Source organism: Streptomyces anulatus (assembly GCF_000721175.1).
Lineage (GTDB): Bacteria > Actinomycetota > Actinomycetes > Streptomycetales > Streptomycetaceae > Streptomyces > Streptomyces anulatus_C.
This window is the reverse complement of the sequence record NZ_JOEZ01000016.1, coordinates 240,466-259,188: the sequence shown is the minus strand read 5'-3', so window position 1 is coordinate 259,188 and position 18,723 is coordinate 240,466. Positions and strand designations below refer to the sequence as shown.

The window sequence follows — 18,723 nt, the reverse complement described above, 5'->3', positions numbered from 1 at the left end:
ACGCAAAGCCCGGAGCCAGCCCGGGACGAACCCTGAGTACAGAAAGACTGAAACCATGACGAACCCTTTCGACAACGAGGACGGCACCTTCCACGTGCTCGTCAACGACGAGCGTCAGCACTGCCTGTGGCCCGCGTTCGTCGAGGTCCCGGCCGGCTGGGACGTGGCTGTGTCGGACAGCGCCCGGCAGGCCTGCCTCGACTACATCGAGGAGAACTGGACCGACATCCGGCCCGCCTCGCTCGCCGCGGCCGACGCGGCCTGACCCGTTTCGCTCATCGAATGCTCCGGCAGAGATAGGTGGCTGTACATGCCGAACGACTTCCCCCCGGCCGTCAACTCATGGAACGAGTGGGACACCCTCCGGGAAATGGTGGTCGGCTCCGCCGACAACGCCTGCTTCGAACCGGCCGAGCCAGGCAGCCGGCCCGCGATACGCAACGCTCCCGACAAGCCGTTCCCGACGGGCCCGAAGTCCAAGGAGGCCATCGATCTGGCCAACGAGGAACTCGCCGGTCTCGCCGCGCTTCTGGAATCCCAGGGCGTGACCGTACGCCGCCCCGAGACGCACGACTTCTCCGCCCCGGTCACCACCCCCGACTTCGAGGTCGAGAACCAGTACTGCGCCGTCTGCCCGCGCGACGTGATGATCACCATGGGTAACGAGATCATCGAGGCGACCATGTCGCGCCGGGCCCGCTACTTCGAGTACCAGCCCTACCGCAAGCTGGTCTACGAGTACTGGAACGCCGACCCGCGGGTGGGATGGACGACCGCGCCCAAGCCGTCGATGAAGGACGGCATGTACCGCGAGGATTTCTGGGACTGGCCGCTGGAGAAGCGCCACGCGAAGATGCACTCGTTCGAGTTCTGCATCAACCAGGACGAGGTGGTCTTCGACGCCGCCGACATGAGCCGGCTGGGCCGCGACATCCTGGTCCAGGAGTCGATGACCACCAACCGGGCGGGCATCCACTGGCTCAAGCGCCACCTGGAACCCCGCGGCTTCCGCGTCCACCCCGTGCACTTCCCGCTGGACTTCTTCCCGTCGCACATCGACTGCACCTTCGTGCCGCTGCGCCCCGGCCTGATCCTCACCAACCCGGAACGGCCTTTGCGCGAGGGCGAGGAGAAGATGTTCCTCGACAACGACTGGCAACTGGTCGATGTGCCCCAGCCCGTCCTGACCAACGACGAGATGCCGATGTACTGCCAGTCGTCGAAGTGGCTCTCGATGAACGTGCTGAGCATCTCGCCGACCAAGGTCATCTGCGAGGAACAGGAGAAGCCCCTCCAGGACCTTCTCTCCTCGTTCGGTTTCGAGGTCTTCCCGATCCCGTTCCGCAACGTCTTCGAGTACGGCGGCTCCCTCCACTGCGCCACGTGGGACATCCACCGTGACGGCGACAAGCAGGACTACTTCCCCTCCCTCCAGTACGAGCCGCTGTTCTGACCGCTCCACCCGAACGCGAACAGCGGGCACCATGGCAGTCGGATTTCCGAAGCACCTCGGCCAGGGGCGCACACGGCGAATCCGTCGCAGCGACGCCAAGGCCTACGCGGACCCGCTGTCCGACTGACCGACACCAACGGAGGCGGCCCCGGACACTGACCGGGGCCGCCTCTCGTATGGCCGCCTCCCGTCCGAAGGAGCGCATGGGCCCTTGCGACCGGGACATGAGGACGACTGTCCGCCTCCTGGAAGGACAACCGCGCGATTGGCTCGTCCGCGTGCGGTCCACGAGTCACCTCGGCCGGCACGGAGAGAGCACCCGGACTCCTGGCGGCTCGCCGCCGGCTCCAGGACGCCTCAGCCCTTCGGTGACCTGCCTCCGGCCATCCAGACCGCCTCCGCCGGACCCGGCGAGCTCTTGCTCTTCAGCACCCCGAACAGTCCGACGCCGTAGGCCGGTACGGGCCGGTCACTCGGCCGGGCGGGTGCCGGGCGGCATCTGCTCCGGAGGCTCCGGGTGGGCCCTCAGCCGGAGGATGGCGGCGATCAGTCCGCCCCAGACGATGAGCATGGCGATAACCATCATGACGATCGCGCTGACGGACATCAGCGGTCCTTCCGGTCGGCGGGCGCTTCCATGTCCAGGTCGATGTCCTCGCCACCGGCCGGCCACGGCATCAGGGTGAGGATCACCCCGACCAGCAATGCGCCGATGGCGACGCTCCAGCCCGCGGAGAGCAGGAAGCCGGTCGAATAGCCCTCGTAGTTGTCTTCGAACTCGCTCCGCAGACTGTCGACCATCATCCAGCCCAGCACCAGCGGCGTGATGACACCGAGGCAGATGCGCCACCAGTGGCCGAGCCGGATGGCGGAGGTGGCGTCAGCATCCTGCTGGAGGCTGGGGAGCTGCCGCAGCACCCAGACGATCACGATCAGCCCGATCAGAGCCGCCAGCGCGATGCCGTACTGGTTGATGAAGTGGTCGGAGGCGTCGAGCAGATAGATGCCGGACTCGGTCGGGAACAGCAGGACCGAAACCAGCGCCACGAGACCGCCGATGCCCAGGACCGCCGGCATACGGCGCATGCCGGTCCGGTCCTGCACGGCGGAGACGACCACCTGCACGATGGAGATCAGCGAGGAGAGTCCTGCGATCACCAGGGAACCGAAGAACAGCACACCGAAGAGGGCGCCGAGCGGCATTTCCGAGATCACCGCGGGGAAGGCGACAAAAGCCAGGCCGATGCCCGCTCCTGCGACCTCATCGACACCGACCCCCGAAGCGGTCGCCAGATAGCCCAGGGTCGCGAACACCCCGATGCCCGCGAGGATCTCGAACGAGCTGTTGGCGAAACCCGCCACCATCGCGGAGCCCGTCAGGTCGGCCCGACGGCCCAGGTACGACGCGTACGTGACCATGATGCCGAAGCCGATGGACAGCGAGAAAAAGATCTGCCCGTAGGCGGCGACCCAGACGCTGCCGTTTCCGAGTTCCGACCAGTTCGGCGAGAAGAGGGCGTCGAGTCCGGTAGCCGCCCCGTCCAGCGTCACTGCCCGGATCACCAGCGCGGCGAACAGGACGAAGAGCAGGGGGATGAAGAGCTTGTTGGCGCGCTCGATTCCTCGCCGGATACCGAACGCCAGGATGGCCAGCACGACCACCCACACGATGATGAGCGGCCAGAACACCCCTGGTACATAACCGTCCAGGAAACTCGGTGCCTCCGGCGCCCGCAGGAAGTCACCGAACAGGAACGCCTCCGGGTCGTCACCCCACTGCTGGCCGACGGAGAAACCCACGTAACGCACGGCCCAAGCGATGATGACGGCGTAGTAGGTGGCGATCACGAAGGAGATGACGACCTGCCACCATCCGATGGCCTCTGCCGGCCGGGCCATCCTGCGCAGAGCGGCGGGGGGCGACAAGCGGTACTTGCGCCCGATGGCGTACTCCATGATCAGCAGCGGGATGCCCGCTGAGAGGAGCGCGATGAGGTAGGGCAGCAGGAAGGCGCCGCCACCGTTCTCGTAGGCGATGGCGGGGAACCGCCAGATATTGCCGAGCCCGACGGCCGAACCGATGGCGGCCAGCAGGAAGCCGGCACGGGTGGCCCATTGCTCACGTGGCTGCTCTGCCATATGCGGTCCTCGAGTCTCCTCATCACGCTGCGGATCAATCTGATGGCACGTTAGCGCGGAGTTACCCCGAAAGCGCGGTGACAGGGCCCGGCGGGTGACGGACCCAGGGCGGTGCTCGCCGAACCACGCGCCGGAGGACCGAGAACGCCTTCGGCATCGCCTCCGCCCCGCCGAACCGCGCACCGCGGGGCATCGCGGAATGTTCCTGACGCTTCCGTCGTCGTGGCCGGGTGCAGGCGTCGGCGGGTCTGCCATGCGTGCACGCCGGCGGCGGATCACCCAGGCCGACAGGAGCAGCGAGGCCAGAAGCCCGGCCAGGGTGGCGGGGCCGACGGCGAAAGGGACGTCCGCGAGGTCGCGCTGAGCAGCGCCGGCGGCGTCGATGACGGCGTCGGCGGTGGCAGGGTCGCGCTGGACACGGATTTCGTACCAGCCGTGGTAGGCGACGTAAAAGCCGACGAGGGGGAGCCCGCCGCCGATGCGAGGCGCGAGCGCGCCGGCGGAGGCAGCGACCGAGCCGGTCAGCCGCGGGAGGACACTCATGCGGCTGGACACGACGGGAGCCGGCCGCGGCGGCACACTCGTGAGGGGCCTTGGTCCGGTCTCGGAGGCGACCACCCGCACCGACGAGCTCGGTCGCTCCCCCCGACAATCCCTCGACGCACCTGCGCGACCGGTGAAGATGCCGATCCTGACCTTGAGCCGAGCTCCGCCTGCTACTCCGCGTGCGGGGCATCAGGTCGGTGGTCGGGGAAGGCCGACCCGGCCGCCGCTTCGTGGTGCAGCCGCAGGAACTCCAGGTGCCGCTCGTACTGGTCGAGGGTGTCGCCGATGAGCTGCTCCCTGGTGTAGCCCATGACGTCGTACCCCTGGTTGCCCTCGGCCAGCTGGACCTCGAAGCGCACGTAGCTGTCGTGGGTGCTGACCGACCGGGTGGCGAAGCCGGGGGTCGGCCGTTCGACGGGCCAGACCCGGTAGACGAACTGGTCCTTCGGGCCGATCGGCACGGCAAGGCCGACGTGCGGGAGGCCGTTCTCCTCATCGGTGCCGGAGAGGACTTCCGCCTCCACCCCCTGCTCACGCAGCTCCTTGGCGACTTCCTCGAACGCCGGTCGGCAGATGTCCTCCACGAACCTGGCGGCTGCCCGCCTGCCCGGGAACGACATCGCCCGCGACAGCCGATGCCGCCAGTTCCGGGCCCCCGAGGGCCCCTGTTGCGTTGTCCGCCCGGAGAGGGACCCCGGCAGGGTGGTGATCAGCGCCTCCTCACGCATCCGGTCGGAGCGCAGCGCGAGGTAGAGCCCTGCCATGATCAGGAACATGACGAACGAGAAGGGCAACCCCATGATGATCGTGGCGTCGGTGAGAGCCTGCACCCCGCCCACCAGCAGCATGGCGAGGGTGAGCAGGCCTGTCGTCACCGCCCAGAAGACGCGGAGCCAGGTCCGCGCGTCGGTCACCGGTGTGGGGAGGTGCGAGCTGAGGTTACCCATGACGAGCGCTCCGGAGTCGGCGGAGGTGACGTAGAGGAGCAGCCCGACGAAGGTCGCGAGTCCCGCACTGAACATCGCCCCGGGATATTGGTCCAGCAATCCGTAGAAGGCCTGCTCGGGGGAGTTGAGTGCGGTCTCGCCGAAAGCGGAGTTGCCGTCCCGCACCACGAACAGTGCGCTGTTGCCGAAGACGGCCAGGAAGAGGCCGGTGAAGAGGAACGGGATGATCAGGGTCGCGGCGACGAACTGGCGCAGTGTGCGGCCTCGCGAGATCCGGGCGAGGAACAGACCCACGAACGGCGCCCAGGCGATCCACCAGGCCCAGAAGAACAGCGTCCACGCGTCCAGCCATTCGGTCGGCTGATCGTAGGCGAAGGTGTTCAGGGTCATCGACGGAAATCCGCTGAGGTAGTCGCCGATGTTCTGAACCAGCGCGTTGAGCAGCCGGAACGGTTCGCCGACGACCAGGATGTAGAGCATCAGCAGCACCGCGAGGAGCACATTGAGCTGCGACAGTCGGCGGATGCCCTTGTCGACGCCGGCAGCCGCCGAAACGGTGGCCATCACCACCGCGACGGCGATGAGCCCGATCTGTGCGGGCAGCCCCTCAGGGACGCCGAAGAGGACCTTGAGCCCGTAGTTCAGCTGCACCACTCCGATGCCGAGAGACACGGAGATCCCGAAGACGGTACCGATGATGGCGGCCAGGTCGACGGCGTCACCGATCCTGCCGTGGATCCGACGGCCGATGATCGGGTAGATGGCGGAGCGGATGGCGAGCGGCAACGTGTGACGGAAGGCGAAGTAGCCGAGCGCCATGCCCATCAGCGCGTACATGGCCCAGCCGGTGATGCCGTAGTGGAACAGCGTCCACACCACGGCCTGCCGGGCCGCCTCCAGCGACTCGGGGTCCCCCTCCGGTGGCACCAGGTAGTGGCTCACCGGGCCGGCGACGGAGAAGAACATCAGGTCGATTCCGATGCCCGCCGCGAACAACATCGCGGCCCAGGCGAAGAGCCCGTAGTCCGGCTTGTAGTGCTTGGGGCCGAGCTTGATCGTGCCGTACTTCGACACCCCGATGAAGACGACGAACACCAGATACAGGGTCGCGGCGAGGAAGTAGTACCAACCGAACCAGCCGGAGATCTTGTCGACCACCACGCCGATGACCTCCTCGGCACCGGAGGGGGTGACGATCGCCCAGATCGAGATGGCAAGGATGAGCGTCGCGGATCCGAAGAAGACCAGCGGTTTGAGCGAGCCTGCCCCGTGCGCAGGCTCGACCTGCGGCTCGTCCGTGTCGGGCCCGGGGCCCTTGTCTCCTGCGGTCGACATGGTCGGCTCCATTCGTTCTGGGACGGGTAACTGTGCGGCCACTGTTGCGCCGGATGCTGGGTCAGCCTTCGATCAGGGCGGCGGCTGCCTGTCGGGGGCCACCGCATGGTCACGCTGAGGCCGAGGGGTTGCGTCGTCGCGTACACCCGGACGACGGCGGGGCCGACGGCCGGACCGGTACCTCCTCGGCGGACTCGGTGCGAGCGGTCTCCTCGTTGTCACGCAGCGGGTACGTGTCACACGGGGGAAGCCGGACTCGGAGCCGTGGCGTACGCCCGGCCCGCCTCGGCACGAGCCCGCCAGGCGGCGTGCACCGCACGGGCCGCCGTCGGAGACCTCCTCAAGGACAGGGCGCCGCGAGGGTCGGCCGCTGCCCGCCGCCGATGGTCACTCACAGCAGATGCGCGGCCCCCCATCGTGGATCTCCCTCGTCTGCGGCCAGTGCTCCGCTGGTCGGCTGAGTGTCAGCAACATGGCCTGTGCGGTGGCCGTCGGTCTACGGGACTCACCGCCGCAGCGTCGAGCTGGTGGCCCCGGCACCCCGGGCGGGCTAACGCGCATCGCCGTGGCGCTACGGACGCGGAGCGGTGGCTACGGCCCAGGGTGGTCGAACACCTGCGCGGCCTCGATGTCCGGTCGCCGCAGTCGGGCCGCTGTGGCGCCGGCCACGCCGAGGCCGACGAGGGCGGGGGCGTTCTCGGTGCCGGCCCACTGACGTCGTTCCTGGCCGCCGCCTCGAATGACCGGCTCGAAGGAGAAGCGGGCGGCGGGCCGGCTGTGGTGCGGTCGGCTCAGCGGCGGGTAGCCCTGGACGGCGACGCGCACGCAGGACGAGTTGGCACGGCGGGACAAGGACTTCTGCCGCGACGGGCGGGTCAGGGCGCCTTCCAGAGAGTCAGTTCGGTGACGTAGTCACGTGCCTTGAAACCTTCGTTGTCCTTCTGGATGACGACGTCCTTGATGGTGAGCATCGCGAGATTGTCCTCGTCGGTGACGGTGCACAGCACCGTGCCCGGGGTCAGCTGTTCGCCCTGTGCGTCGCCGTCGAGCTCGGAGGGCACCACGTCTGCCGCCGCGCCCTCGGCACACGCCTCGGGGGTGGTGCCCGCACTCTTTCCCATGGTCGTCAGAAAGCGCAGGATGTAGGTGCCGCCGAACTCCTCGTACTCCAGCTCGTATCCCTTCCCCGCGCTGATGGCGTTCGTAATCTTCGGTCCGTCCAGGTCGACGCGAGTGAAGGAGATGCGGTTGGAGGTGAACTGGGCGCGCAAGGTGAGCGGCTTGTCCTTGAAGATCTCCGTGTAGCCGTTCGGCGTCGCGTTCCCGGTGGGCGAAGCGCCGGTGCTCGGCGTGGTGCCCCCGGGGACCTGAGCGCCGGAGGTCGGCGACGAGGCAGGTTGTCCGCCGCTGTTCTGGTTGTCGCCCGTGTCGTCGCCGCGGGTGAAGACCCAGACGGCCGTCGCCGCCACCGCCAGGGCCAGCACGGCCGCGGCGACCGTGAGCGGGGTACGCCTCCGGGCCGCTGACGGGGCTGCCGGGGGGCCCACGGGAGGTGGTGCTCCCTGCGGGAACGGGGCAGGGGATCCGGTCTGCGGCGTCGGCTGCGCCCGGCCGTGGTGCGCCTCCTCACCGGCCCGGGAGCCATGGGTGGGGGTGTATCCGTCGGGCGCCACGCCGGCCGACGGTGCGGTGTCGGCGGCCGCCGCGGCACCGAGAGGCACAGCCGCGGCTCCCGCCACGGAGAGCGGGGGCACGGTCCCGGCACCCGCCACGGTCCCGGAATGCGGTCCGAACTCGGTCTCGGCCTGCTGCCGGGCGAGTTGCTCCCGGCGGGCGATGTCCGCCGCGACGGGCGCGGGCAGCCAGCCGTTGAAGTCACGCAACGACCGCCCGCTCAGCTCCTGGCACAGTTCCGCCAGTTCGGAGGGTGTGGGGCGGGCGGTCGCGTCGGCGGCCAGCGTGCGTTCCAGGACGGCACGCAGCGGTTCTGGATACGCCGTCAGGTCCGGCGGCCGGAACTCGCTGTTGGCGATCTTGGTGGCCAGGGTGATGGCTCCGGCATCGCCGTAAGGGTGGCGGCCGGTCGCGGCGACGGCGGCGATCAGGCCGAGCGAGAAGACGTCGGTCGCCGGTGTGAGGTCCTGGCCGCCGGCGTGTTCCGGCGACATGAACTGAGGGGTGCCGATGAACCCTCCGCTGCGGGTGAGCTGGGTGGCGTCGGCGGCCCGGGCGATGCCGAAGTCGATGATCCAGGGGCCTTCGGAGCCGATGAGGATGTTGCTCGGCTTCATGTCCCGGTGGATCACTCCGGCCTTGTGCACGGCGTGCAGCGCCTCCGCCGCGCAGCCGGTCAGCTGGAGCACCGTGGTCAGCGGGAGTGTCCCGTGCCCGGTGAGGAGCTGGTCCAGGGCGAGGCCGGGGACGTAGGTGGTGGCCAGCCACGGCTGCGGGCCGGTGGTGTCGTGGTCGACGACGGGGACGATGTGGTAGCCCTGCACCCTGCGGGCGGAAGTCGCCTCCTGCTCGAAGCGGCGGCGGAACTCCTCGTCCTGAGCGTACTCACGGCGGATCACCTTCAGGGCGACCGGCTGGTTGCCCCGCGTACGGGAGAGGTAGACGCATCCCATGCCGCCCTCGCCGATCCTGGCGAGCAGGCGGTAACCCGCCACCTCTCTCGGGTCTTCGGGGCCCAGCGGGCTCAACTGGCCATCGGCTTCAGCGTTGTTCAAGGTTCTCGACCCTCTCCGTCACTGTGATGATCGTACCGACGAGCCCGCACCCCTGGTAGGCATCCGAGGAAGTCGGGAAAGGAGGCGAAGTTCGGGGAGTTCCGTGGAGTCGCGAGAGTTCGTCCTGATGGCGGATGCCGCCGGGCGCCCCTAAAGTGACACCCCTGCCGTCAGACAGCGAGGTGCCCCGTGGAACATCATCTGGCCGCTTCGGCGGAGCGGGCCGACTATCTCGTGGAGCTCTCCAACGTCGTACGCGACACCTCCATCGGCGCACGCGGCCCGCGGTCCCTGCGCCGCCTGGGCCTGGTCCTGAGGGCCCTGATGGAGCTCACAGGCGATCCTGACGTCTCCGTCTACCTGGTCGCCGACACCAGCCTGCTGGGCGGGCACCGCGAGTTCGGTGATCAGGCCGAGGTCCGGCGACTGCGCGGCTGGGTGGCCGACGGGCTGGTCGAGGAGGTCGACGACGCCGATGAGCGCGTCCTCGAACTGGCCCGCATGACCTCGTTGCCGGTCATCACCGGCGACCGGTACGTCGACCACCGCCTCGAGCATCCGTGGATCCAGGGCAACACCTGGCAGTTCCTCGAACCGGAAGCCCGCCCCGACGGATCCGTGGCCCTCGTGGCGATGAACATGGGCGTGCGCTCGGCGGCGGAGATCTCGCGCCGGATGGAACTGTCCGCACTGAAGAAGCAGGGCCTCCTCGACCCCTCCCGGACGCCGCTGACGGAGGTGATCATGCGGACCTGGCGCTGCCCGGAACTCCGCTGCACCCTCTACGACATCCGCAAGGGCGAACGGATCCTGCTGCCCCGTATGCGGCGCGGTGTTCCCACCTGCGAGCTTCACGGCACGCCTCTGATGGATGACGGACCGCGCCTGGGCACCACCCAGCTCAAGGCCGTCATCGACGGCACCTGCGTGGCCCGTTACACACTCGACGAGGGCTCCGAGGCTCACGTCGGCCGGCTGCCGGGGCAGGTGGGAATCGCCCTGCACAGCCTGCTGCCCCCGCAGGTCGCCCAGCAGGTCAGCCGCAGGCATGTGGCCGTCTCCGCCCGGAGCGGCGCAGTCCTGATCCGTGACATCAGCACCTACGGGACCCGCATGCGCCGCGCCGGCAAGCAGGGTGCGTTCGGCCCCTGGGAGAAGCTGCCCCCGCAGACCGACCGTCCCTTCCGCCCAGGCGACGAGGTCGAACTCTCATCCGGCGTCGTACTCACCCGCAGTGGCCGACGCTTTCCCGCCGAACTGGCCGACGCCTGGCGGGCGGAAGCCTCCAGGGCCCCCGTGCCACCCACTGCCGCGGCGCCCACCCGCCGGGCCTGACCGCGCCGATGCGCCCGTTCCAACCCACTCGACGGCAGCCGCCGACGCGGCTTCCTCCGACCCGTCGACCGTCGCCCATGAAAGGTCCCCACCGCGCGGCGAAGGCATCGCGACCGTTCCGTGGACAGGCCCGCGCAGGCCCAAGCCCATCGAGCGTCTTCTCCGGTCCATCGGCTCGTCCGGTCGCGGCACAGGCACGAGTTCGTGCAGGCACCGTGATGCGGCTCGGGTGCGTGGTGTTCTTTCAGGCGACCGGCCACGGAGGCACCGCCGGACGGGAATTCCGACCGGCCGCGTATCCTCCGATGCCCAGACCGACCCCGGTAAGGGTGAGCAGGATGCCGAGGAGCGCGAGCGCCGCCGGCGGCAAGGCGGCCGCACCGCTCTGCACCCTCCCGATCACTCCGGATGCCGCGACGCTGCCCGACCGCTCGTCGAGGAAGAACCGGGAGTCGTTCGCGTTCGCCCTGTCATCTCCCAGCAGGAAGAGCCGGCCCTCCGGGACCCGCACGTCGTACGGACCTGTCCCTGGGTTCACCTCGCCGCGCATCACATACGGTTCGTCGACCGGCTGACCGTTCACCGTGATCTGTTCTCCGTCGCACACGACGTGGTCGCCACCCGTCCCGATGGCCCGCTGCAGCACGGGCGCGCCCGCGTAGCGGCCGGGAACCTCGACGAGCAGGACGTCCCCCCTGCGTATCTCGCCGGCGTCGATGCGCTCGACCAGCAGCCGCTCGCCCATGCGGTACGTCGGCTCCATCGCCTGACCCATGACAGACGCCCCCTGGTAGTTCGCGAAGAAGTACCCGATGCTCCCCACCGCGAGGACAGCCCCCACCGGTACCAGCACCCAGGCGGCCTTCCGCAGCCCGCCGCCCGTTCCCCGCCGTTGCATGAACACCCCTCCCTCGAACCACCCGGGGCCGGGCGGACCAGCAGAGACTAAAGGGCTGTCCCGCAATTCCCGGTCGACCAGACGGTGGGCATGGAGCGGGACGGTGACGACCGTACGCTCTTCGGCGTCTCGGGCTGCGTCATCACCGTCTCCCCCGACCTCTACACCGGCGCCGGCCGCGTGGTCGGCGCTCTGGACGCCGCCATCCCCGCCGGACTGGCCTACGACGTCTCGGCCCTTCAGCCCCCCGTACCGGGCGCGGCAGACTGACCGGAGAGGGTCCGGCGACGCCGGCCCTACTCCACTACGGGGGCGATGGTCAGGCTCGGGTCGAGTGCCGCGCGTTCCTACGTGGTCGAAGTTCCGCCGGGGGCACGGACGACCGGGGCGGCACAGGCGCGTACCGGGTCGAGAAGCGTCAACAGCTCGCACGCGCAGCCGGCCGGCCCGCCGCATACGGGCAGAGGGGGCCGGCCGGCTGCGGGCAGACCCTCCCCGCCGGTGCAGGCGTGTGGCCGAACGGTGTGACGTCGGCCCGCGTCGGTCGCGGACCGGGGACCACTGCTTCCTGACAGCACCACTGACCATCGTGTGGGACGCCTGGACGCTCAGACGGCCGCCGGCGTCTTCTCGGGCTCCGCGACCGCCTCGGTGTCGGTGAGAGCCGCGAGGTAGCGCTCGGCGTCCAGGGCCGCCGCGCAGCCGGAACCCGCGGCGGTGATCGCCTGGCGGTAGGTGTGGTCGACCACGTCTCCCGCACCGAACACGCCGGGGACGTTCGTGCGGGTCGTGGGCGCCTCGACCTTCAGATATCCCTCGTCGTCCAGGTCCAGCTGACCGGCGAAGAGCTCCGTGCGCGGGTCGTGGCCGATCGCGACGAACAGGCCGGTGGCATCGAGGTCGCGCGTCCGGCCGCTGACCGTGTCGCGCAGGACGAGGCCGGACAGCGCGCCGCCCTCCTCCTTGATCTCCGCGATCTCGCTGTCGAAGGCGAAGGAGATCTTGTCGTCGGCGAACGCGCGGCTCTGCATGACCTGGGAGGCCCGCAGCGCGCTACGGCGGTGGACGACCGTGACGGAACGGGCGAACCGGGTGAGGAAGGTGGCCTCCTCCATCGCGGTGTCGCCGCCGCCGACGACCACGATGTCGCGGTCGCGGAAGAAGAACCCGTCACAGGTCGCGCAGTAGGAGACCCCGCGGCCCGACAGTTCGTCCTCGCGCTCCAGGTTCAGCTTGCGGTGCTGCGATCCGGTGGTCACGATCACGGAGCGGGCCCGGTGGATCCCTCCGCTGCTGTCGGTGACCGTCTTGATGTCGCCCGTGAGGTCGACGGCGACGATGTCGTCCGGGATCAGTTCGGCGCCGAACCGTGTCGCCTGGGCCCGCATGTTGTCCATGAGGTCCGGGCCGACGATGCCCTCGGGGAAACCGGGGAAGTTCTCGACCTCCGTGGTGTTCATGAGCGCGCCGCCCGCGGTCACCGAGCCTTCGAAGACCAGCGGCTTGAGGTCGGCGCGCGCCGTGTAGAGGGCGGCGGTGTACCCGGCGGGGCCGGAGCCGATGACGATGACGTTACGGATGTCCGTGTCGGCACTCACTTGGAGGCCTCCGGCGCGATCTCCTCGATCAGGCCCTCGACCATGACCTTGATCTCGTCGCGGATCGGCCGCACCGCTGCCACGCCCTGGCCGGCCGGGTCTTCGAGCTTCCAGTCGAGGTAGCGCTTGCCGGGGAAGACGGGGCAGGTGTCGCCGCAGCCCATGGTGATGCAGACGTCCGACTCCTTGACCGCGTCGACGGTGAGGATCTTCGGGGTCTCGGCGGAGATGTCGATGCCGACCTCGGCCATCGCCTCGACGGCGGCCGGGTTCACCGCGTCGCCGGGGTCGGACCCGGCGGAGCGGACCTCGACGCGGTCCCCTGCGAGGTGGGTGAGCCAGGCGGCGGCCATCTGGGAGCGGCCGGCGTTGTGGACACAGACGAACAGAACAGAGGGCTTCTCGGACATCAGGAGGTCTCTCTCGTCACACGGTCGAATCAGGCACACATGACATCAGCACCCGGTGGCGTCAGCAGCCACTGATGTGAGAGTATCAGCCCATGATGACGTCAGTCGACACTGAACTGATCCGGGTGCTGGGCGATCCGCTCCGGCTCCGGATCGTGACCCTGCTCGCCCGCGAGACGCTGTGCACCAGCCACTTGGTGGAGGAGACCGGTGCGAAGCAGACCAACCTCTCCAACCACCTGAGGGTCCTGCGCGAGGCCGGGGTCGTGGAGACCGAACCGTGCGGCCGCTTCACGTACTACAAGCTCCGCCCGGACGTCATCGCCCAGCTCGCCGGCCAGTTCGCCGACCTGGCCGAGTCCGCCCGTACCGCTGCCGAGAACAAGAGGGCCTGTCCGTGACCCCCACGCAAGCACCCGCGACCGTCGAGGAATCCTCGGTCGTCCAGAAGCTGTCCACCCTGGACCGCTTCCTCGCCGTCTGGATCCTTCTGGCCATGGCCCTCGGCCTCGGCCTCGGCCGGCTGATCCCGGGCCTGAACGACGCGCTGGCGAAGGTGGAGGTCGGCGGCATCTCGCTGCCGATCGCCGTGGGCCTGCTGATCATGATGTACCCGGTCCTGGCCAAGGTCCGCTACGACAAGCTCGACGCCGTCACCGGCGACCGCAAGCTGATGGTCTCCTCGCTGGTCATCAACTGGATCCTCGGCCCGGCCGTCATGTTCGCGCTGGCCTGGATCTTCCTGCCGGACCTGCCCGAGTACCGCACCGGCCTGATCATCGTGGGCCTGGCCCGCTGCATCGCCATGGTCATCATCTGGAACGACCTCGCCTGCGGAGACCGCGAAGCCGCAGCCGTCCTCGTCGCCCTCAACTCCGTCTTCCAGGTCATCGCCTTCGGCCTGCTCGGGTGGCTCTACCTCGACCTGCTGCCCGGCTGGCTCGGCCTCGGCGAAGGCGAGACGCTCGACATCTCGATGTGGAAGATCGCCCTCAACGTCGTCATCTTCCTCGGCGTGCCCCTGCTCGCCGGCTTCCTGACCCGCCGCCTGGGCGAGAAGAAGATGGGCCGCGAGTCCTACGAGGCGAAGTTCCTGCCGAAGATCGGCCCCTGGGCCCTCTACGGCCTGCTCTTCACGATCATCATCCTCTTCGCCCTCCAGGGAAAGACGATCACCTCGCAGCCGCTGGACGTCGTCCGCATCGCGCTTCCGCTCCTGGTGTACTTCGCGATCATGTTCTTCGGCAGCTTCCTGATCGGCAAGGCCATCGGCCTGGCCTACGACCGCACCACGACCCTCGCCTTCACGGCCGCCGGGAACAACTTCGAGCTCGCCATCGCCGTGGCCATCGCCACCTTCGGCGTCACCTCCGGCCAGGCCCTCTCCGGTGTCGTCGGCCCGCTGATCGAGGTCCCGGTCCTGATCGCCCTCGTCTACGTGGCCCTGGCCTGGCGCAGGAAGTTCGCCCCGTCCGCGATCACCACCAGTACCACACAGCACTGATGTGCCGCCTCGGTTCCCGCCCGCATCCCGCAGTCCACGTCCCGGCCCGCTTCACCGTCCGCCCGACGGCGGAAGCTGTGCCGCGCAGGGGTGGGGCGGGAGCCGGGAGGCCCAGTACCGCCCCGGGGGTGACCTGGTGACACGCGCGATGGATGTGGATGTGGTGGTGATCGGTGGCGGCCAGGCGGGACTCGCCACCGGCTACTACCTGCGCCGCCAGAACCTCGACTTCGTCATCCTCGACGCCCAGCCCTCACCCGGTGGCGCGTGGCAGCACACGTGGGACTCGCTCCGCCTGTTCTCCCCGGCCGCGTATTCCTCCCTGCCGGGCTGGCTGATGCCCGCCCAGGACGGGGCGGACTACCCGGACGCGCGCCACGTCGTCCAGTACCTGACCGCGTACGAGGAGCGCTACGCCCTGCCAGTCCAGCGACCGGTCCAGGTCAAGGCCGTACGCCGTGACGGCGAGCGGTTGCGGGTGGAGACGGACGCCGGTGTCTGGTCCGCCCGCGCGGTCGTCTCGGCGACCGGAACATGGTGGCGGCCCTTTCTGCCCGCCGTACCCGGCCGCGACATCTTCACCGGCCGTCAGCTGCACACCGTGCGGTACCGCAACCCTGACGAGTTCGCCGGCCGGCGGGTCATCGTGGTCGGAGGCGGCAATTCCGGAGCCCAGATCGCCGCCGACCTCGCGCCGCACACCGACCTGACCTGGGTCACCCAACGGCCCGCACGGTTCCTGGCCGACGACATCGACGGCCGCGCCCTCTTCGACGCCGCCACGGCCCGCCGCAGAGCGCTGGAGACCGGGAACACCGACACGGGAGGCGTCGCCTCACTCGGCGACATCGTCGCCGTCGCACCGGTCCGCGCCGCACGGGATGCCGGCCTCCTCAAGGCCCTGCCGATGTTCGCCCGCCTCACCGAGAACGGTGCGGAGTGGGCGGACGGAACCAGAACGGAAGCGGCGGCAGTCATCTGGTGCACCGGCTTCCGCCCCGCCCTCTCCCACCTCGCCCCGCTGGGCCTGCGAGGCGAACGCGGCCACATCCCCACCCACGGCACCCGAGCCGTCGACGAACCTCGCCTGCACCTCCTCGGCTACGGCGACTGGACGGGGCCCGCCTCGGCCACGCTGATCGGCGTCGGCCGCCCCGCCCGGGACGCCGTCCGCGAGATCGCCGCCCTGGTGCGCTGACGCCTCCCCGGTCGGGCTCATTGCGTCTTGGCGCGCTGTCCACCCGGCGCGCCAAGACGCTGAGGGCCGCGAGCTGTTCCAGGGCCTCGTGCTCCGGCAGCTCCGGCAGCCCGTCCTCATGCCTGTTGGGGTTCCGGATGCCCGCGAAGCAGCCCTCGGCGCAGGACATCGCGCCGCGGTGCGCGCCTCACGGAGGTCCCGGGCGACCACGGAGGAGAAACCGCTCAGGACGCCGAGCGGACGGCTGTCACGATGAGGTTGCTCTGATAGCCGCCTCGGTCGGGGTCGTAGGGGGGCGCGCAGGTGATGAGGGTCAGGACGGGTTCGCCATCACGCCGGAAGACGTCGGCAGGCATCCGGTCCTTCTTGACGATGCGTCGGGCGACTATCTCATAGGCGATCGTCGTGTCGTCTCCTCGCTGGACGTCGACGCGGTCGCCGGCGCGTATGTCGTAGAGCGCTGCGAGCTCGCCGAGTTCTCCTGTACGCGAGTCGACGTGCCCGATGAGGACGGCCGAGCCGTGAGCGTCGCCCGGCGCCGGCCCGAAGCGGTACCAGCCCGCCTGGGCGGGGTCGGTCGGCACCTCGGCCCGGCCGTCGTCCCGCACGCCGACGGGAACGACGGCGGCGGACAGGTCGGCCCTCGAGATGACGACGCGAACCGGTGGAGCGCCTTGGGCCCTGGTGGTGCTGTTCTGGCCGGTGGGCCCTGTGGAGGGAACGGGCTTCTGCCCGGGCGGCGTTGCCGCCCGGGCAGAAGCGCTCGCAGCTGTCCCCGTACCGCGGCCGCCGTCGGGCACTTGCCCGAAACCGGCCGGGGGTCCCGGATCACCGGAGGGGAACAAGAGCAAGGCGGTGACTGCGGCCGCGGCCGAGCCGGCGGCGACAGCGGACCAGACCGAGCCTGCCGCTACCGTGCGCCACTTCGCTCGCTGTTGTGGCCGGTCAGGCATCCTGCCGTGTCCTGGACCTGATGGAGAGTGCCCCGGCCAGGGTGAGCACTCCCGCGCCTGCCGCCCAGGCCATCCACGCGTTGGAGGAGTTGCCCGAGGCCATCGCACCGCTTCCGCCGGCGTCGACTCCGCCGGGCTGCGAGTGCATGCCACTGACCGTCTGGACCTTCAGCGCCAGGTTCTTCTCGTCGGCACTGCCCCAGGCGTAGACGACGTTGTTCGCGCCTTCCTTGAGGTTCAGATCAGCGGGGCCGATGGCGACGGTGTCGGTACCGGCCAGGACCACGTCGGCGGAGACCGTGCCTGCGTCGACCTCGGTGGTGTCCTCCTTCGGGTTCACCAGTCCCTCGAACACCGCCGTGCCGTTGGCACGGACGTCCACGGCCGGGGCGGCCGCAACGTGCCGGACCGTCAGGCGCGACTTGCCCGCTGCGACAGCGGAGGTGTCGTTGACGAAGGCGTTGAGTTGAGGCTTGCCGTCGGCCGAAAGGTGGGCCACGACCGTGGCGTTGGCTCCGGCGGGTACCTCGACCGTCTTCTGGATCGCGGGGTCTGCCGTCTTGGGGTCGGCACCGGCCTCGAAGACCTTCAGGTCGTAGGAGCCCGCCGGCAGCTCCTGCGGGTCGGCGAGAGTGCCGGGCTTGAAGTCCGGCAGGAGTTCGTCGCCGTTCGCGTAGACGTCCACCGTCAGACCAGGGACTGCGTGGAAGACGGAGACCGTCGCCGTGTCCTCGGCCTGTGCCGCGCCGGCAGGAACGGCAGAACCAAGGCTCAGAGCCCCGGCTCCGAGGCAGGCGGCGATCATGACGCTCGTACGGGATTTCCTCATCGTGCGCTCCCATCATGCACAGGCCTGCTCGCTGCAGGCTGTCTCAGATCTCAGATACCGCTGGAACGGAACGGCCGGATGCCGACGGGCGGGGAGCGGCAGACGCGGTTCGTGCCGCGTCTGCCGGGCTCTGTGCTGTCCGCATTTCGAGAAGCCGCGGCCCGGCCGCGCGTGTGTGTGCCCGGGTTCTCCTGCTGGTTGGCCCCACGCCCTGTGGGACGGCAGGAGAGGCACGTACGCAAGCCCGACAGAGTCAGACGCTCGCGTCTTCGCCGACCTTCGTGGGGGTGAAGATCTCGTCGCGCTCGTGGTTGGCCAGTGCCAGTCCAAGGGCGAAGAAGGTCGGGGCCCACTCCCCGATGAAGATGCCCCACCGGTCAGCCCGCTCGACCCCACGGGTCTCCGCCTTCACCGACACCACCCAGGACGCGACCGACAGACCGATCGAGGCGAAGGCAGCCGTGTAAGCGTGTTCGCTGGTCATTCCGATGTCGTGCAGCTTCTTGACGAGCATGCGCGCGCTCCTCGCGTATAGGACGACGGACAAGGGGTGCGGGTGTCACCGTCCTCAGCAGCCGACCTCTCGCGGGGCGTATCCGAGGGCGAACCCACCATTCGAGAGCACCACGCCCCGCACCGTCCCGCCACTTGGGCTCTGCAGAGGAGTTCCGAGCGCGCCGGTGGTCCAGCAGTCGGAGCCCGCTTCTACGGGAACGGGACATGCGGAGTTCCGGACAGGAGTCGCGGGGACAACGCGAGGCGCGACCGGCGCCAAGAAGGGTGGACGTCCGCGAGAGGCCAGGGCCGATGAGGGCTGCTGCACTCGAGGTACGAAGTCAGCCGCTCTGC

At 69.5% G+C, this 18,723-nt stretch carries 18 protein-coding genes and 1 pseudogene; 7 read left to right on the top strand and 12 right to left on the bottom strand.

What is annotated here, in order from left to right:
- The first annotated feature begins 55 nt into the window (after positions 1-55).
- Both IG90_RS0119385 and IG90_RS0119380 read left to right on the top strand, forming a co-directional pair.
- Positions 56-265: an MbtH family protein gene (locus IG90_RS0119385; RefSeq protein WP_030585816.1), complete on the top strand. Its 210-nt coding sequence runs from the start codon at positions 56-58 to the stop codon at positions 263-265.
- 45 nt (positions 266-310) lie between these two features.
- Positions 311-1,453, top strand: a complete 1,143-nt coding sequence (locus IG90_RS0119380; RefSeq protein ID WP_030585814.1) for a glycine amidinotransferase — start codon at positions 311-313, stop codon at positions 1,451-1,453.
- A 469-nt stretch (positions 1,454-1,922) separates the two neighbouring features.
- Here the strand turns inward: IG90_RS0119380 and IG90_RS42135 are convergent, their stop codons facing one another.
- From IG90_RS42135 to IG90_RS0119355, 5 genes are all read right to left on the bottom strand, one after another.
- Positions 1,923-2,060, bottom strand: coding sequence for a methionine/alanine import family NSS transporter small subunit (locus IG90_RS42135; protein WP_078585298.1), 138 nt, complete (start codon positions 2,058-2,060; stop codon positions 1,923-1,925).
- On the bottom strand, positions 2,060-3,592 hold the full coding sequence (locus IG90_RS0119370; RefSeq protein WP_030585811.1) for a sodium-dependent transporter: 1,533 nt from the start codon (positions 3,590-3,592) through the stop codon (positions 2,060-2,062). The genes IG90_RS42135 and IG90_RS0119370 overlap by 1 nt, the downstream gene beginning before the upstream one ends.
- 716 nt (positions 3,593-4,308) lie before the next feature.
- The gene (betT, locus tag IG90_RS0119365) at positions 4,309-6,420 is read right to left on the bottom strand and encodes a choline BCCT transporter BetT (protein WP_030585809.1); all 2,112 of its coding nucleotides are present in this window, start codon (positions 6,418-6,420) and stop codon (positions 4,309-4,311) included.
- A gap of 591 nt (positions 6,421-7,011) precedes the next feature.
- Entirely contained in the window at positions 7,012-7,272 is a 261-nt protein-coding gene (locus tag IG90_RS0119360) for a hypothetical protein (RefSeq protein WP_157846319.1), read from the bottom strand.
- A 23-nt stretch (positions 7,273-7,295) separates the two neighbouring features.
- Positions 7,296-9,149: a serine/threonine-protein kinase gene (locus tag IG90_RS0119355; protein ID WP_030585805.1), complete on the bottom strand. Its 1,854-nt coding sequence runs from the start codon at positions 9,147-9,149 to the stop codon at positions 7,296-7,298.
- Between the two features lie 189 nt (positions 9,150-9,338).
- Between IG90_RS0119355 and IG90_RS0119350 the strand changes: the two genes are divergently transcribed.
- Positions 9,339-10,484: an FHA domain-containing protein gene (locus IG90_RS0119350; RefSeq protein WP_030585803.1), complete on the top strand. Its 1,146-nt coding sequence runs from the start codon at positions 9,339-9,341 to the stop codon at positions 10,482-10,484.
- A gap of 244 nt (positions 10,485-10,728) precedes the next feature.
- Here the strand turns inward: IG90_RS0119350 and lepB are convergent, their stop codons facing one another.
- Positions 10,729-11,382, bottom strand: a complete 654-nt coding sequence (lepB, locus tag IG90_RS39560; protein ID WP_051860149.1) for a signal peptidase I — start codon at positions 11,380-11,382, stop codon at positions 10,729-10,731.
- A gap of 90 nt (positions 11,383-11,472) precedes the next feature.
- On the opposite strand from lepB, the gene IG90_RS0119340 reads away from it, so the two are divergent.
- Positions 11,473-11,652 (top strand): hypothetical protein, encoded by a 180-nt coding sequence (locus tag IG90_RS0119340; RefSeq protein ID WP_030585798.1) that lies wholly within the window; start codon positions 11,473-11,475, stop codon positions 11,650-11,652.
- 338 nt (positions 11,653-11,990) lie between these two features.
- Here the strand turns inward: IG90_RS0119340 and trxB are convergent, their stop codons facing one another.
- Positions 11,991-12,980 (bottom strand): thioredoxin-disulfide reductase, encoded by a 990-nt coding sequence (trxB, locus tag IG90_RS0119335; protein ID WP_030585797.1) that lies wholly within the window; start codon positions 12,978-12,980, stop codon positions 11,991-11,993.
- A complete protein-coding gene (locus IG90_RS0119330; RefSeq protein WP_030585795.1) occupies positions 12,977-13,390 on the bottom strand; it encodes an arsenate reductase ArsC in 414 nt (137 codons plus the stop codon). The genes trxB and IG90_RS0119330 overlap by 4 nt, the downstream gene beginning before the upstream one ends.
- A 92-nt stretch (positions 13,391-13,482) precedes the next feature.
- Here IG90_RS0119330 and IG90_RS0119325 point away from each other — a divergent pair, with 92 nt between their 5' ends.
- The 3 genes from IG90_RS0119325 to IG90_RS0119315 all read left to right on the top strand — a co-directional run bounded on the left by IG90_RS0119325 (position 13,483) and on the right by IG90_RS0119315 (position 16,092).
- Positions 13,483-13,791, top strand: coding sequence for an ArsR/SmtB family transcription factor (locus tag IG90_RS0119325; protein WP_030585793.1), 309 nt, complete (start codon positions 13,483-13,485; stop codon positions 13,789-13,791).
- Complete coding sequence (arsB, locus tag IG90_RS0119320; RefSeq protein WP_030585790.1) at positions 13,788-14,894, top strand: ACR3 family arsenite efflux transporter; 1,107 nt, start codon at positions 13,788-13,790, stop codon at positions 14,892-14,894. Before IG90_RS0119325 ends, arsB begins: the two co-directional genes overlap by 4 nt.
- Before the next feature lie 148 nt (positions 14,895-15,042).
- Entirely contained in the window at positions 15,043-16,092 is a 1,050-nt protein-coding gene (locus IG90_RS0119315) for an ArsO family NAD(P)H-dependent flavin-containing monooxygenase (protein ID WP_030585788.1), read from the top strand.
- Positions 16,093-16,144: 52 nt separating this feature from the next.
- Here IG90_RS0119315 and IG90_RS47115 read toward each other — a convergent pair.
- From IG90_RS47115 to IG90_RS0119300, 4 genes and pseudogenes are all read right to left on the bottom strand, one after another.
- Positions 16,145-16,261: pseudogene (locus IG90_RS47115) on the bottom strand (TIGR02391 family protein); the annotation flags it as partial.
- Positions 16,262-16,316: 55 nt separating this feature from the next.
- The gene (locus IG90_RS46690; RefSeq protein ID WP_063739488.1) at positions 16,317-17,045 is read right to left on the bottom strand and encodes a class F sortase; all 729 of its coding nucleotides are present in this window, start codon (positions 17,043-17,045) and stop codon (positions 16,317-16,319) included.
- Positions 17,038-17,874 carry a DUF4397 domain-containing protein gene (locus IG90_RS0119305; RefSeq protein WP_030585782.1) on the bottom strand — a complete coding sequence of 279 codons (837 nt, stop codon included), beginning with the start codon at positions 17,872-17,874 and terminating at the stop codon, positions 17,038-17,040. Before IG90_RS0119305 ends, IG90_RS46690 begins: the two co-directional genes overlap by 8 nt.
- A 253-nt stretch (positions 17,875-18,127) precedes the next feature.
- On the bottom strand, positions 18,128-18,388 hold the full coding sequence (locus IG90_RS0119300) for a hypothetical protein (RefSeq protein WP_051860136.1): 261 nt from the start codon (positions 18,386-18,388) through the stop codon (positions 18,128-18,130).
- Between the last annotated feature and the right edge of the window lie 335 nt (positions 18,389-18,723).